Annotated in this window: 10 protein-coding genes; 2 read left to right on the forward strand and 8 right to left on the reverse strand. The window is 36.7% G+C overall.

What is annotated here, in order from left to right; genetic code table 11:
* Positions 1–69 precede the first annotated feature (69 nt).
* Complete coding sequence (locus tag BC781_RS10645; RefSeq protein ID WP_109617391.1) at positions 70–972, reverse strand: hypothetical protein; 903 nt, start codon at positions 970–972, stop codon at positions 70–72.
* 378 nt (positions 973–1,350) lie between these two features.
* Between BC781_RS10645 and BC781_RS10650 the strand changes: the two genes are divergently transcribed.
* The gene (locus tag BC781_RS10650) at positions 1,351–1,752 is read left to right on the forward strand and encodes a LexA family protein (RefSeq protein ID WP_158281441.1); all 402 of its coding nucleotides are present in this window, start codon (positions 1,351–1,353) and stop codon (positions 1,750–1,752) included.
* A gap of 81 nt (positions 1,753–1,833) precedes the next feature.
* On the opposite strand, the gene BC781_RS10655 is transcribed toward BC781_RS10650, so the two are convergent.
* The 3 genes from BC781_RS10655 to BC781_RS10665 form a co-directional block, all read right to left on the reverse strand.
* Positions 1,834–4,092, reverse strand: coding sequence for a caspase family protein (locus tag BC781_RS10655; RefSeq protein WP_109617395.1), 2,259 nt, complete (start codon positions 4,090–4,092; stop codon positions 1,834–1,836).
* A gap of 125 nt (positions 4,093–4,217) precedes the next feature.
* Complete coding sequence (locus BC781_RS10660) at positions 4,218–6,560, reverse strand: hypothetical protein (protein WP_109617398.1); 2,343 nt, start codon at positions 6,558–6,560, stop codon at positions 4,218–4,220.
* Positions 6,561–6,572: 12 nt separating this feature from the next.
* Complete coding sequence (locus tag BC781_RS10665; RefSeq protein WP_109617399.1) at positions 6,573–8,657, reverse strand: OmpA family protein; 2,085 nt, start codon at positions 8,655–8,657, stop codon at positions 6,573–6,575.
* A 335-nt stretch (positions 8,658–8,992) separates the two neighbouring features.
* On the opposite strand from BC781_RS10665, the gene BC781_RS10670 reads away from it, so the two are divergent.
* A complete protein-coding gene (locus BC781_RS10670; RefSeq protein WP_109617401.1) occupies positions 8,993–11,341 on the forward strand; it encodes an outer membrane beta-barrel family protein in 2,349 nt (782 codons plus the stop codon).
* Between the two features lie 90 nt (positions 11,342–11,431).
* Here BC781_RS10670 and BC781_RS10675 read toward each other — a convergent pair whose 3' ends face one another.
* The 4 genes from BC781_RS10675 to BC781_RS10690 all read right to left on the reverse strand — a co-directional run bounded on the left by BC781_RS10675 (position 11,432) and on the right by BC781_RS10690 (position 16,285).
* Entirely contained in the window at positions 11,432–13,111 is a 1,680-nt protein-coding gene (locus BC781_RS10675; RefSeq protein WP_109617403.1) for a dipeptidase, read from the reverse strand.
* A gap of 471 nt (positions 13,112–13,582) precedes the next feature.
* Positions 13,583–14,431 carry a hypothetical protein gene (locus BC781_RS10680; protein ID WP_109617405.1) on the reverse strand — a complete coding sequence of 283 codons (849 nt, stop codon included), beginning with the start codon at positions 14,429–14,431 and terminating at the stop codon, positions 13,583–13,585.
* Between the two features lie 27 nt (positions 14,432–14,458).
* Complete coding sequence (locus BC781_RS10685) at positions 14,459–14,755, reverse strand: hypothetical protein (protein WP_109617407.1); 297 nt, start codon at positions 14,753–14,755, stop codon at positions 14,459–14,461.
* An 87-nt stretch (positions 14,756–14,842) separates the two neighbouring features.
* Positions 14,843–16,285, reverse strand: coding sequence for a RagB/SusD family nutrient uptake outer membrane protein (locus tag BC781_RS10690; RefSeq protein ID WP_109617409.1), 1,443 nt, complete (start codon positions 16,283–16,285; stop codon positions 14,843–14,845).
* Positions 16,286–16,288 lie beyond the last annotated feature (3 nt).

Raw genomic sequence — 16,288 nt, forward strand, 5'->3', positions numbered from 1 at the left:
ATAAAAAATGCCTCTGTCTTAAAAAACAGAGGCTTTCCTCATGGATGAGCTTTAAAAAGTTTGTAATCTTTATTCAGAGAGATTGACTGTAAAGTAATCCCCATCATCTAAACTTACACTTACTACATAACCTTCATCATCGCAAGTACCATCACCATAATTCACTTGAATACTATGATTGCTACTTGTAAATCTTTTCTCTCCGCTTACAGGAATCCATGCTAGACCACAAGACCTTTTCACAATAAGAGGCGATACTACTTCCATTGTATAAACTCCACCATCTCTTTTCTGCCCCGAAGCATTTCCTTCTATACTAAACTCTTCTTCAAAAAAACTCTCTCCTGCAACTTTCTCGATTGTCCAATCGGCATCTCTTGTTATTGAAGAACCATCGAAGAAGGTCAACTTTCCACCTTTCAAGGTTGAAATCAATAAATCGTTTTGTCCCTCTTCAAAAATCGCTCGAGTTGTTCTTGTTCCTTCTACTTTTACATCATTGGCATAGAATGATTCAAATACAATACTTCTCTTAAGAGATAAACGAGTTTGTGCATTACTCAACAAAGCCTCATCAACTACATGCAATTTACCTCTTAGTACTCTTGTTATTCCAAATACCTCACTCTCACAACCTTCTTCTCCAAAATCTACGGTATACTCGTTAATAATAGATAAAGGTGACACATTATACAGTACTGTATCTAATGTAACCACCGCACAAGTAGTTTCTGAAGTACTACTTCTCGCATTACTACTTTCTTCAAACTGTCTAATCACAAAATCTAACTCGGCCTCTACAACATCATATTCTTGATCCGCTTGAGCATCATCAGATACAATACTTAACTCTGCCTCTCTTTCAACATCTGTCAATGGAGCATCTGCATTTACTAACTCATCTAGTTCCGAACATGCACAGATTCCAATTAACAAGACCACACCTATGCGATAAATAAAACTTTTGATCATTCTTATTGGGGATTTTAGTTTAGCTGATCTTTCGATTTTTCATTCTCTTATGCTTGAGACAGCTTACTAGCACATGTTGACAAACAAATAGAAAAAAATGCTTAATTATTTCGCTAATTCACAATAAACTATACTAATAGAGTACGCAAATAATATTCAGAATAAATAGCTCGAACAAACAATACTTACTTTACTAATACTAAAAATAACAGCACTTACTTTTTTACCTACAGGAGCATTCCTCAACTAAAAGACTATCTTAAAAAGATTCTTCCTTACAATTAATTAGAAAAAAAGATCTTTAAATTAAAATATATTCTACTTTTATGTATTTTATTAGCGTAGATGAAAGTGTCAATACGCGTAAAATGCTTTATCGTGATTAAATTATTCAGTTCTATCATTCCTGCTGGCTACCCATCTCCTTCTGATGAATTTATGGAGGAAGACTTACGAATAGAAGAATACCTCATCAGAAATCAGCCTGCAACTTTCATGATTCGTGTAAAAGGTGAATCGATGCACAATGCAGGTATTTTCGACAATGACCTTCTCATTGTTGATCGCTCCGTTTTGGCTAAACACAATGATGTGATACTGGCTTGGCTCAATGGCGAGTTTACGGTCAAAAGATTTCTTCAGACAGATACAGATACTTGGCTAAAAGCCGAAAACTACAAGTTTAGACCTCGTAAAATAGACCCTAAAAAAGATACTTTTCGTGTTTGGGGAGTTATTACCTTTAGTATTCGACATCACAAATTTCACCACACGATCTAGCTGACACAAAACATAAAAAAAAGAGCTCAACCTATATATCATAGATCAAGCTCCTTATTTAATTCTGTTTTATGATGAGAATTATATCTGAGGCTCAGGACGTTTTCTGAATACAAACTCTCCCCCTTCATCACCAACATTTCTAAGTCGGTCACCCATTGGCATCTGACCATCTGTATTATTATAAACAGTTTCTTTTACATATTGAATAAGCTGAGTCACCAACATTTTATCTTTTCTGTTTACTCTCAAATAAGTCATCAACGCTTTTGCGAAAGGTGAATTTGTACCCGCTTCTCCATCAGAAACATACTGAAGGAAACCTGAAGTTAGTCCCCAACGAGATTTAAACAACTCAGCTTCATCAGCGTAACTAGCGCCTCTATGACCATGAGCGAATAACGAACCTGAGAAACATGCATCTGCAATTAAGAATGTATGCTGTGTATCCAACATTTTCACATACTTCAAAATTGTTTCATTAGAGATATAAGTATCTGTTGCACTTAGATCAGCGGAACCGTTAACTGGAACCCAGAATCCTTCCTCAAAAGCTTTATCGTAATAACCATGTCCCGAATAATAAATCAAAAGGTTATCTGTAGGTTGAATTTTTTCTTTCAGTTCAAGAATAACCTTACGAATATTTGATGCAGTCACTTCTTCGTTATACAATTCAAACACATTTTCATCTTCAAAAGTATAATGACGTGTCAGCATATCTCTTACATCTTGTGCATCTTTTACCGCATTATCTAGAGGTGTCCACTCGGTGTATTCATCTACTGAAATCATCAATAAATAATACTTAGGAGCTTCCATCACATCGATATCCAAATCCATCGCAAAATCTTCCTCTGCAGCTGAAGGCTTGTCTGAAAGATTTAGGTCAAAACTCAAGATATCCGATTGAGAAAGACTTTTATCCGCAATCATTAATTTGAATGAATTCACATCCGTCTTAATTGCCTTAAAGCCCCTTGTCGCTACCTGCGAATCGGTATAGCTCACTTCTAAAGAAACCTCGACACCTTGCATGGCTTCAAGGTTCTCTATCACAACATTTTTATCGAAAACCAAACCTGGTGTTTCAATTACTGAGAATAGTTTTACAGTAGGTTCTTCAGCTACACCTGTTCCAAAGTTATCTACACGGAACTTGATAAAACCTTTCCCTCCTTTTTCAAGTTCTTGTGCTCCTTCTGGGTATTCAAATCGGAGATTAGAAACCAATAGTTTACTTTGTCCTTGAGCTTTCGGTGTTTCTTCTACTGCTTCTACAACTTCTTCTTCCGCTGTTATTGCAGCAATCGACTCCTCACTATTTTTTAATGCATCAATTCCTTCTCCATCATTGGCTACTTCTTCAATTGAATTTTCAGCCTCTTTCAGATCATCTACTGAACTTCTGTTAGTCGCTACAATTTCATCTTCTCCAAATGCAGTACCCAACTGACGTAAGTTTGCCAACTGAAGAACCGTTGAGTTTAGAGATTCTATCGCATCATTATCTTCCGTGTTTAGTTCAGCTGTTTTTTCAAAGTATGGCTTTGCTTTTAAGAAATGATCCAATGACTGTTTTCTTAATGCATTACCTTCAGCTTGAAAGGCCTCATCTGTAAGTTGATTCATCTCGTTCAACAAACCAACAGCAGTATTATAATTGATAATACCTAAGTTGTACAATGCATTGAAGTAATTCGGGTCAACATCCAAACACTGCTCATAAAGAGATACAGCTCCTTCCAGATCATCACTCTGATGAAGAATCAATGCTAAATTGTATTTGAAATCAACTTCTTCAGGATAGGTTTCTACCAAGTTTTCAAGCAAAGCTACAGCTTCCTCTATTCGTTGTTCTTGGAAGAATATATTTAATTTAAACTTCGAAAATTCTATAGCTCTTGCAGGGTATTTTTCAGCAGCAGAATCAAGGAGCACCAAAGCTTGATCTACATCTGTCTCTACCATTTCTTGAACTTTGCCTAAATATTCCAACTCATCAATCTGCGTAAGAAGCATCGCAATATCTGGCGAAAGGTATTTGAAATAACCTTGGAAGTCATTTGCAAAATCTTGTACTAAACCAAAGTCATTCAGTACAAACGCACAGTTTGCGCCATAAATGTAGGCTGTAGTATCAGTTGGGATAACTCGAATCGCTTCTACAAATGAATAAAGTGCTTCTTCATAATTTTCTTCCTGATAAAGAAGCTCGGCTTTGTCCATATGAACATGCCACTTTGCCTGAAGTTCTGGGTCTTGTTTTGCATCCTGAGCAAATAAGGTGGACAAGCTCAGTAAGAAAGTTGCAATTGATAATAAAAAAATTCTGGTCATTGTATTAAGTTATTAGTTCTCCCCAATATAGATCTGTTTCTGTTTTTAGTTTAAAAGCATAAAGAGAGAATGTCGGTTCTAAGTCACACACATTCCCTCTCTACACGCTAAAAAGTAATCTTTTCTTATTCTACATTTCCTTGAATGAGACGTAGCTCATCATTCAAAGTCAGAAGAACTAGCTTCTGATCTTTTAAGTCTTTATCATCGCTTTTCTTCCCTTCCATACCAATAATATTGATACGGTCATCATGATTACTGACAGCTTCAACTGCATATTGTGTTTTTGATTTTGTCTTGTAATCTCTGATAATATTCCCGAGATGATCATACACACCAATGTAAATATTTGTACCTCCCGAAGAAGCATCTACAGCATTTACTTTTTGTTTTTTAGCATCAACAATAGATTGATAATTCGACACTAAAAGCAAATGATCTCCAAATGGCTCAAATGATTGAATTTCTCCAGCAAGCATTAATGAATCAGCCCATAGCTCCTCTCCGTCAGATTTGGCACATAGCAATTGAGTAGGCTGCAAGTTATCTGGAGTACTAATCCCTTCAGACTTGAAAGTAAATAGGTACGCTCTCTTTTCAGCAAATGGACTAACTGTCTCAGGCTCTAGTTGACTTGGAACAATAAAGTTATGCCCTTGCATACCTCTATCATTAAACCTGACTAAAGTATTCATAACAGTTTCTCCTTTCTCATTCTCCTCTGTTGCTTCCGTATGAAGTACTAAAGTTGTGTTTCTACGTTTGATATTGAAAGCCGCGACTTTTGTATGCAAAGTTCCTTTCAAGCTATCTTCAGCGATTTGAGGTTCTTTATACCAATCCAACTCTTCTCCTTTTACTTGAAGAATGAAAGGTTTTCTTCCTGTATGATCGGACTTATAACCTGCTACAACAAAAGTAGAATCTGTACTTCGTTCTAAGAATTGAGTAAAGTATCTAGTCTCTCTTTTTTCAACTTTAACTTCTTTCTTTTCCGTAGCAAATTCATCTTCTTCTAATTCACTTCCGATATCAAAAAGTAAATCATCATCTTTCTGACCATCCTCATCAATAAATAATGGAATTTTTACTTCATCATATATTACATAAAGAGAATCTGTAAAAGGCTTATTACTTTCTGAAATAAGATCGATGATGTCATTTTGAGTCTTCAGAGACTCTCTACTCAATTGTTTCTTTTCCGCTCCTAAAAAGGAATTAAGTTTGCCTAAATACAACTCATCAAAAAAGTCTCTATGCTTCAATAATTGCACAGGATCTTTAGATTTAGCTTTAACTTTACCCAAGAAATCTTCACTAATCATAGTGTATGTCCATTGCTCTGCCAACGAACGTAATTCTCTTTGATAAGAAAGTGCTGATGTTGCTGAATCTCCTTGAATTTTCTGATTCAACATATTGATTTTAGAAACTTTATAGCGGTACAAATCTACAGGTAATGCTGAAAGATCAAACTTCTTGATTTTAAGAATATTCTTTCTATTTACACGAAGGTCTTCTTCATTAGGCACTGTAGCTGTTGCTCGTTCCTTAATCCCCAAGTCCAATTCTTTGTCATAGCTGGTGATCAACGCTCTCAAAGGAACAATATGTTCTGTATGATAAGCGACAACATCATCATGCCAAGTGCTATAATCCCAAACTGTGATTTCATTGGCTAGAAAATCAGACTTTGCAAACCCATGCAATCTGTAGTTTTCAATTGGTGCTAATGTATAAGTTTGATTATAACCTTCAATCGGGAAATCTTTGATAAACGCTTTATACTTATCAAAATAAGCTACAAATGCGTTGTAGTTTGCTTTTACTTTCGCTAATCGTTCAAATAGATCAGCATCAGCCATCATGTACAAGTCTTTCAGTGTTCCGTATTTTTCACAGATACTGATAAACTCTTCCTGCCCTTCAGTGTAATGAATTACAGCTTTGTTGAAATACATATTAACCGTATCAACATTGGCTTTATAAAGTTTAGCTGCAGCGACACGGCTTTCTATTTCTTTCTTTACTAAGAAATGATCCACTTTTTCCTGCCCTACTTGTGCAAAAGAAGATTTCAAGAATTCTAGGTAAAAAGTCTTTGCCTTCTTTCCTTTCACTTCTTTCTCGTTAAGTACAGGAAGAGTCATTTCCATATATTTGACGGTAGAATCTACAGTAGCAAAAACGGCATCATCCTCCTTCAGAACATCAAATCCTTTGATCTGACGCTCATAATATTTCCCGATCTGATATCTTACATTCACCTCTAATGGATGATATTGTAAGAACTTTTTCATATGACGAAGTACTTTCGGATTTTCATCTTCATTTGCCTCGATCAGAGGAAAAAGGTCCTTATACTTTAATGGCAGATACAGTTCTTCTTCACTAATGATCTGAGCATTAGAAATTGACTGTATTGAGAAAAGGCCAAAAAGTAAGAATATATATTTTTTAGCAGACATGGTTCAAAAAAATTAGTTGATAATAGATAGTACTTTCATCTCAACTCTACGGTTCAATGCACGATTTTCTTCCGTATCGTTTTCTACCGCAGGTTGGCTTTCGCCATATCCTCTAGGCACAATGCGGTCACCTTGAATACCGAAGGTACTCACGTATGCCGCCGCACTTAAGGCTCTATCTTGTGAAAGCTCCAAATTGTAATCATCCTTACCTACATCATCGGTATGTGCAGCAAGCTCAACCACAATATTTGGGTTATCCTTCATCATTTTCACCAAACGCTTCAACTCTTTGTATGAACTTTCTACAAGTTCAGCTGAATTTGACTCAAAAAGAATGTCTTTCAATGGAAGTTTCGTATTTGCTTTCAAAGCATGCAAACTCACATCTAGCTTTTTGTTTTTCTTTTTAGTATCAAACTTGGTTGAGAAGAATGAATAACCTTTCGGACTTCTTACCTCAACATTATATTTACCGCCTTTACGAAGATTCGTTTTATACTTACCGTCTTTTCCTTCTTCAGCACTGATCTCAATCACTTCACCAGTTTCTTTGTTGGTAATTACAATGTTTGCATCTACTTCTCCTCCAGATTCGACATCTGCAATATTGAACTCAAACTCTTCCATTATCGGAGGTAGTTCCAAATCATATTCAAAGTCATGATACTTTACTGTTGAAGTCAAATCAAAAGTAAAATAAGCTGAATCAAAACCTTCTTTAAAAGCTGTAAAGTGGTATTTCTTACCTAAAGGAAGACTCAAAATATTATTTTCTACTTTATGCAACTTTGAGAAAGTAGCAATTTCCTCCATGGTCTCAGCATCACGCACCAAAAGATTTGCATCAATCTGCTCCAAAATTTCTTTATCATAAAGATTCAATTGGAGATTTGCTGTAGCAAAAAGCTCTATATCTTTCCCAATCTCTTGATACTGCTTCAAGTCTCTCAAGTCATAATAGAATGTATAATCTGAAAAACCGTTTGCTGTGGCATTGATCTCATAATTCTTACCCTCAGTAAGTACCAATGAGTACCAACCATCTTCACTACACTCTTGCTCAAAGATGAACTCTGTAGTTTCTGCATCTTGCACTTTCAGACCACCAATCACAGGATTACCATTCGTATCTCTGAAATACCCTTGAATCGTAATGTTTTTGTATTGTCTGTGTTCTTCAGGGATTACCGCTTGATAAATGTCATAGTTCCATTTCAGAAGCCCTTCTTGCTCCTCCATGATCTCTTCAGAATGTGGTTCTCCAAAAATGAAGAAAAGCAAGTCACCATTTGCCGATACTGAAGAGAACTGATCGTCTCTTGGTGTATTTGCAAAAGACAAGTTTTGAGGATCTGACCACTCCCCTGCCGAATTTCTTTTAGAAATATATAAATCGTAACCGCCTTTACCTCCAGCTCTTTTAGATGAGAAGATTAGCGTTTTACCATCTGACATAATACGAGGAGCTTTTTCACAATCCATATTGATTTGAGTTGGTAGCGGGCGAGGTTCACCCCAACTTCCATCTTCTTGTTTGTGTGACTCCATGATATCATAACAAACAGAACCATTCTCTTTTACCACTGTATCTAAACGAACAAAGTACAATTGGTTTCCATCTGCCGATACCGAAGGGAAGGTATCTTCACTGTCACTATTGACTGGTTCTCCTACATTAAAAGGTTCACTCCAACCTGACTCTGTACGTTCACAATAATAAATATCTCCTGCACCCATTCCGCCTTCGGCTGCCGCAAAGAAATAAAGATAGTTACCATCATAGGTAATCGAAGGACCTCCAATCAGACCTCCATCCTTTACTAAAGCATTTGCTGCTTCAATAGGAATAGGGCTTGTCCAATTTCCGTCTTCATACTTGGTTTCAAATAATTTCCACTTCCCTTCATCCCTATCACTCTGAAAAATCATTGTTTTCCCGTTGGCACTTAAGGTTGGTGCGTATTCTGTAAAAATCGAGTTCACGCCTTGAGGCAAACGCTTAAACTCGTAAGCTTGTGAATAAGTCAGCAAGGGCAATAGACACAGGCCTAACAGAAATAATAATTTCTTAAGCATTACACTATTAATAAACATTATTTAAAAAATCTATGACTAGAAAGTAGCGCAAATATACGAATATTATATTAACCATATGTTATCTGACTATATTTCAAGAAGATAATTAAATAATAAACGAAATCATTTCACTACAAGTGTTCACAGAATCAAAATATTTATCGCTAAAATGTGATATTCTTGAAATAAACGCTAAACCTTATGTTTTTTAAGATTATTAAACATTTTCATATTTTTCTCTTAAATTGTGAGCTATTATTCAGTGTATACTAAAAACTAAGCTGCAACTAGCAGCAACCAATTCGTGTCAAATTTAAATAATCTCTAAAGCGATTTAGGGACATTATAATCTTATGAAACAACTATTACTAGCCATTTCAATTATGGTTTGCCTGACATCCTATGGGCAAAATGTAGCTACACAAAAAGTATCTCTCACAGGTCTTATAAAAGATAAAAAAACAGGCCAAGCGTTAAGCTATGCAACCGTAAGCTTACAACACAAAACGGATTCTACTCAACTTACTGGAGCTCTCACAGACGAAAATGGTAGATTCTCAATTACAACTACTACAGGGAGTTACCTATTAAAAGTAGAGTTTATGGGATTTAAAGCTTATGAAAATCCTAACTTCGAATTATTAAAAGACAGCAACTTACCAACCGTTTTCCTTGAGGAAGATTTACACACGCTCAATGAGGTTGAAGTCACAGCAGAGAAAACAAGTGTGGAGTACAAATTGGATAAAAAGGTTTTCAATGTCGGTAAAGACTTACTCTCAAAAGGAGGAACAGCTAATGATATTTTGGATAACGTACCATCTGTAACTGTTGACGCAGCAGGTGGAATATCCCTCAGAGGCAATAACAATGTCCAAATACTAATTAACGGCAAACCTTCTATCATTACACTCAACAATGGGCTTGAACAAATTCCTTCTGAAAGTATTGAAAAAATTGAAGTCATTACCAACCCTTCTGCCCGATATGAAGCACAAGGAACGGCAGGAATTATCAACATCATTTTGAAGAAAAATAGAAAATCAGGCTTTAACGGTTCTATACAATTAGGAACAGGAATTCCCGACCAACATACGGCTTCTCTAAACTTGAATTACAAATCAGAGAAGTTCAATGTCTTTTCAACTTTAGGTTACCGTTACTCCAACTTCTTTGGTGGTTCTGAATCTTCTCAAACCATTTTTCAACCAACTACACTTTACATTGATCAAATGAATGATCAGCAACGAAATGATAATGCACACAATTATCGGGTAGGTGCTGAATATTTCATCAATGATAAAAACACCATCAACTTTTCTATTTCTCGCTATCAAATGGATAATGATGACTTCACGACCATCACTTATAACTATTTGGATGAAGCGAAAAATATAGAAAGAACTGAAATCCGTGAAATCGACTACTTCGAACCAATGGATTACAAAGAAGCTAATCTGACATATACAAAGCTATTCAGTAAAGAAGGACAAAAACTTACGGTAGATGTCAATTATGATTGGTGGTACAACGAAGAATTAGAAGACATCAGTTACAAACAAAGCTTCCCTACTTCTGATAATTACCAAGCATTCAATACCCGAAACTACGAAGCTTCCGATGATCTAACCATTCAATCTGATCTTGTATTTCCGATTTCAAAAGATCAACGAATTGAAGCAGGTCTTCGTTTTCAGACCAGAGACATTACTTCTGACTATTATGTAAAAGAGGAGTTAGATGGTCAGTTCGTTACTTTGGGCAATTTTGATAACAAAATGTTGTATGAAGAGACAATCTCGGCAGCTTATGCTCAATACGGCAATAAGTTCGGGAAACTGAATTATTTATTCGGACTTAGAATGGAACATTCAAGCATCCGAATTACAGACCGAATCAATGAACTTAATTTACCTAAAGACTATTATAATTTCTTCCCTACTGTACACTTCAACTACCAACTCAATGAGAAAGATAAACTTCAGTTGAGTTATAGCAGAAGAATCAGCAGACCTCAGTTCTGGCAACTGAATCCATTTGGTGGTTTTTCAGATGTACGTGATCAGTTCAGAGGGAACCCTGATTTGAATCCGAATTTCACAGATGCTTTTGAATTTGAAATTCTTAAAACCTCAGACAAATTCACAGTCAATCCATCGGTTTATTTCCAAGAAACTTCTGACTTTTTCCAATTTATCGTTTCTCCAGATGAAGAAGGCTACTTAATCACAACTTTAGTCAACCTAGGAATAGAACAACGTTTAGGTCTTGAGCTTTCAACTACTTACAATCCTTTTAAATGGTGGAGACTTTCGGGTGATTTCAACTTCTACAAATTCAAACAACGTGGGCAGTTAGAAGGAAAAAGATATGATGCGGATAACCAAACTTGGACAGCACGTATCAATAACCGCTTCAAATTACCGAAGAAATTCACGATTCAAGGAAGTTTCAATTACCAAGGAAAAAGCGTAAATGCACAATACACTTCGTACGCAAATCATTACGCCGATCTAGCAATTAGCAAAGATATCATGAAAGATAGAGCGAATATTTCGTTCAGAGCTATCAATATGTTGGATTCACGCAGAAGAATTCTGAGTGCTGAGGGAGAAGGATTTCTTTATGAGTCAGAATCTTGGTGGATCGGTAGAAGACTTAGCCTAAACTTCACTTACAAATTCGATCAGCTAAAAAATTAATAAACTGAACTTACACTGAATAAAAACATGAGTCATCCCAAATCATTAATTCGGGATGACTCATTTTTAGTTATAGATAAACCCTAAAGGTTATTCTTTCACTTCCAATCGATCTTCAGTGTCTTCCACTACTTGTTTCTTCCATTGTTCGCTATATCCCGGGAAGTTAGGGGAAGGGCATTGCCCATATTCACTTCGTTCAAACTGACCTTTTTCAGTTTGTTTCTTCACGTTTCCATCCATGTATTTTACGATGAGCTGCTGACCAAATTTCTTCCAATCCATAACCATTTTATTGGCTGTCGTCACTGAGAAATCCGTTACAAATGCTCTCGCTTTTTCTGGAGATTCTTCAAACATTTCACTTGCCGATTTGTCAATCATAGCCGTATAATCTACGAACTTAGTTTCAAGTTCTTTTTGCTTCTCACGGATGTCTTGAATCATATCCGAATAACGTAGATAAGCAAAGTTTGAAACCGTATTAAAAATCCAGAATGCAGAAGTTTCCGAATAAGTAAGCATATCACCATTTCCTACCTCAAAAGTTTCTGGCACTTCTGTCATACCACAGTACATTGGTGTATAAACAGTAGAATAAGTATCGTCTACTCCAAACCACAGTATTCCGCCAATAGGGTCTGGTAAAGAAGCTCTTGATTGAGCAACCAAAGAAAAACCTGTCTGTTGTGTAGAAATTGCTCTTTCATTGAAATACTCTTTTCCTTCATATTCCCAAGTCAAACCTCTCCAACGGTACGGCAAATCAAAGGCTCCTGCCCCTGCATCTTGTGTCATGTCCAATGGTGTTCCTTCGTAGTGATCACGCATTAGCTCCATTACATCTTGAACCGATAGCTTTTTAGATGGCTTCACCCACAATGGTAGTTTATTTGTCGTAAAACCTGTTGCTTCGTCCTTCTCCAATTTCCCTTCTGCGTAAGCTGTAAACTTATCCATTCCATCTGTCAGACGGTTATAAATTGACCATACACGAGCATCACAGAAACGAGCACCACCAAAGTCCACAGGGGCATACACCTCTGCAAAATCAAAATCTTTATCTTTTCCTTTGTACCATCCTTTGTTTTTTGCAAACTCAATTACATCAGCTGAGTACAAACAATTCTCTTTATCATCTTGAGGAAATTTACCAATTCTAGCTTGGTTGGCATGAGCTGCTACATATCCATTTGGTACTCTACGAGCTACCCAAACAGCACCTTTTTCTCCTTCACCTTTCCCAATCAATTCCATGTACCACACTTCATTTTTATCAGAAATTGAGAAAGACTCACCCGAACTGTAATAACCGTAGGTATTCACCAATTCACCCATAATCGTGATTGCTTCACGAGCTGTTTTTGCACGTTGTAAAGTAATGTAGATCAAGCTACCATAGTCTATGATTCCATCATTTTGTCCTTGGCACTCCTTTCTTCCTCCAAAAGTAGATTCTGTAATTGCAAGCTGATGTTCGTTCATATTCCCTACCACAGAATAAGTCTGCGCTACTTGAGGAATTTGACCAAGGGGCTTTCCTGTATCCCAATCAATCACGTCCAGCATTGTACCTTCAGGATAAGTCATTGCAGGATAGAAATACAATTCTCCAAACAATACATGTGAATCGGCGGCATAGGTAATCATATTGGAACCATCTTTTGTAGCTCCTTTTGTTACCATGATACTCGTACAAGCCAATGCTGAAGGTTGCGCAAACAAGCCTAAAACAAATAAGCCCAATAAAGACAATACATTCTTTTTCATCTATGAATTGATTTTAATTCGAGATTCTACAAGCTAAAAAGGTAACACTTATGCCGTTTAAAGATTCCCAACAAGACTGAATAGCTTCTAATAAGACCTAATACATGTTTAGATTAGGAACTATTTTGTTCAAAAAGAAAAGGCTAAAGTTTGATGATTTTCACTGAGAATTAAGAACTAGTTTCTTAATTCCTTTCAAGGTTAATCTTGTGGTAATTTTGAAAGTCAGGTAATAACAATAAACACTGTTTGAAGAGTTAGCGAAGCAATCTTCAAACTTAATAATGAAAGAAAGAGTCTGAAGACTCATTTAAAACTAGATTTATTTCGATACCGAAGAACTCGCCTTTAATATTCATTGATGAATTCGTAAATAACTTTGCTTAACTCTACGAATAGTGAAAACTTTTAGGGCAAAAGAAAAGGCCAATTCAAAATTGAATCAGCCTTTCAGATCATTTATCTGACATTTTAATTTTCAGCAGGGCAATCACATTTTTTGGTGTATGTAGTCGGTAATGGCTGATAGGCTACTCCGCTACTGTTTTCTAATAAAAGAGTGAATTCTAATATCATCCCATCGCAGGTCAAAGTGACTTCCAAGTCTTCTTTTGTTGCGTGATCTTGCCAGTCAGAAACCAATTGCCCCGCAGGGATTACGGCCATATCTCCATCAAAAATGATTTCAACAAGGTGTGCTCCATCCCAGATGTTATTCCACATATTCTCGATGAAGAACTGATTTCCTTCCTTCACTATTTTCACTTCATATTCAGAAGTTTCTCCTGTTTCTCCATTCACAACTTCTGATACAAAGTAAGTTCCCAACCAAGCTTCTGGGGCAAGACTATTGGCATCCATTGTAGCTACAGTTTCCAAATTGCCATAATCTTCATTGGAACTGTTTACTAAAAGTAGGTTAAATGCAATACTTTTATCATTTGCGTCTAGAGCCACAGGAATATTCTCTTTTGTTCTATGGTCTTGCCAATCAGAGACTAGCTGTCCGCCAGGGATATATACCGACGATCCTTCAAATACGATTTCTACAAGGTGAGCACCATCTTCAGCATTATTCCATAGGTTTTGAATAAAGTATTGCTCTCCTTCTTGGACTATAGACATGTCATACTCATTAGACTCATTCTCTACGGCTGTATAGTCTCCAAGCCATTCACTTGGAATAAATACGACTCCTTCTCTTCTCACTTTTACTTCACAAACGCTGTTTGCTACGTTGTAACCAACACCCGTTGGGATATTCAGCATGACAGAACCGACATCTCCTTTATTCAAATTTGAAGAAGAAACCGTAATCATTACTTCAACTTGTGGTTGTTCTTTAGACTATGACACTACGGTTGGACTCACGGTTACATCGGTATCTAACAAATTGCTAAGCTCTACATCCAAAGCAATATCACTGATTGTATTTTGCTGATTTTTGAGCGAAAGCAAGGTAGTTACTGTGATACTTTCTTCGGGGTTCTCTTCTGTAAAAAGAATATTTTCAGAAGTTGACTCAAAAACAAGTGTAGACGGTGCAATACCATAATCTGCACTTTTTTCCTCACAAGAACTCAGTAAACCAATTAGTAGGCTAAAAAGAAGTCCTAGAGGGATATATTGAAAGACTGATTTCATAAAAAAGTATTTAGAAGTTATTTCAAAAAGCACTTAAAGTAATTTGATAAATGAGGGCTAGTTCAGCCCTCATTATCCACTCAAACATTAGAATCCTGGCGTTGGATCAACATATTTGTTTCTTTGCGCTTCCTCTAGTGGGATTGGGAAATAATTGTGTTTGTCCTCAAATTTTTCAGCATAAGGATTTCCCGATGCGACTAGCTGTTGCTTCGTGATTCCCCAACGAGCCAAGTCATAGAAACGCTGTCCTTCACTTACAAGCTCCAACATGCGTTGCTTGCGGATTTCAGTTCTCAACTCATCGCCAGTCAAACTCACAGATGACAAATTCGCTCGATTTCTCACTTGATTTAAGAAAGTCAACGCCTGTGTATCTTGCCCCATTTCATTCAATGCTTCAGCCTGCATAAGCAATACATCAGCATAACGCATCAAGATTAAATCTACCACACTTCTGTTGGTTGAAATGGCGTTGATCGACTCAACATATTTCAGACTCATCTTAAAATCTGGATTTGGGAAGTCTACAATTGTCCCATCAAACTCTTGCCCATGCTCCAAAATTGAAGCCGCTTTACGGATATCGCCATCCTCAAAAGTGCTCGCACAATAATCTGAAATGCTTGCCATATTCCAGCCACCATTATAACCTTGAGGAGCCATAGCTACGCCCAATTGATGGTAAATGTCCAAAGCATCAATTTGCTCTTCTGTATACCCTCTTGAGAAAATAACTTCTTCATTTACCTCTGCTGTACCATCAAACATAGAACGGTAAGCAGTACCTCTAACCAATGCATGTCCTGAAATTTGCTCAAAAGCCTTATTTGCTTCACTCCAATCAGCTTGATATAAATGTGCTTTTCCTAAGAAAGCAAAGGCGGCATTTGCGGTTGCCCTGCCCCAATATTGAGAAGCCCAAGATTGGGGCAAATGCGCTGCGGCAAACGAAAAATCTTCTTCTATTTGAGTGTAAACTTCATCTTCTGTCGCTAAAGCTTGAGACAATTCTTCTGGGCTTTTAGGAACACTCACTCTCAAAATGATATCATGGAAATTTCTCTTCAAATTGAAATGATAAAATGCTCTCAAGAACTTCGCTTCTGCTATAAGTTCATTTTGCTCATTTTCAGAAAGCATATCCATAGTTGGAACATTCTCAATGATATCATTTGCCATTTTGATACCCACATACCATCGGTTCCACATGTAGGCAGGAACGCCTTCACTGGCTGTATTTGAGAAATTCACTATTCGTTGCAGATAGCCCCAATCAGTTGTTCCGCTTTCTGGATGAATGTCATCTGATCGGAAATTTTCTGGCAAATAGAAATATTCATGGTATGTCCAGCCTGTCGTTGAGATGTATGAATAAGTAGTGGCTAGGTATTGTTCTACCGCTTCATAACTTACCCAAATCTGATCGGAAGTAGGTTGATCTGGGGATTCTTCAGTCAAGTAGTCTTCACAAGATGTAAAACCAATGACCAAAAGCATCGCGCTTATTATATGGATGAATCTTTTCATAAC

The organism is Sediminitomix flava (assembly GCF_003149185.1).
Lineage (GTDB): Bacteria > Bacteroidota > Bacteroidia > Cytophagales > Flammeovirgaceae > Sediminitomix > Sediminitomix flava.

Excerpts from the sequence above, each read along its gene's own strand:
- BC781_RS10645 (WP_109617391.1), bottom strand. The coding sequence starts at position 972 with ATGATCAAAAGTTTTATTTATCGCATAGGTGTGGTCTTGTTAATTGGA.
- BC781_RS10655 (WP_109617395.1), bottom strand. The coding sequence starts at position 4,092 with ATGACCAGAATTTTTTTATTATCAATTGCAACTTTCTTACTGAGCTTG.
- BC781_RS10660 (WP_109617398.1), bottom strand. The coding sequence starts at position 6,560 with ATGTCTGCTAAAAAATATATATTCTTACTTTTTGGCCTTTTCTCAATA.
- BC781_RS10665 (WP_109617399.1), bottom strand. The coding sequence starts at position 8,657 with ATGTTTATTAATAGTGTAATGCTTAAGAAATTATTATTTCTGTTAGGC.
- BC781_RS10670 (WP_109617401.1), top strand. The coding sequence starts at position 8,993 with ATGAAACAACTATTACTAGCCATTTCAATTATGGTTTGCCTGACATCC.
- BC781_RS10675 (WP_109617403.1), bottom strand. The coding sequence starts at position 13,111 with ATGAAAAAGAATGTATTGTCTTTATTGGGCTTATTTGTTTTAGGCTTG.
- BC781_RS10680 (WP_109617405.1), bottom strand. The coding sequence starts at position 14,431 with ATGATTACGGTTTCTTCTTCAAATTTGAATAAAGGAGATGTCGGTTCT.
- BC781_RS10685 (WP_109617407.1), bottom strand. The coding sequence starts at position 14,755 with ATGAAATCAGTCTTTCAATATATCCCTCTAGGACTTCTTTTTAGCCTA.
- BC781_RS10690 (WP_109617409.1), bottom strand. The coding sequence starts at position 16,285 with ATGAAAAGATTCATCCATATAATAAGCGCGATGCTTTTGGTCATTGGT.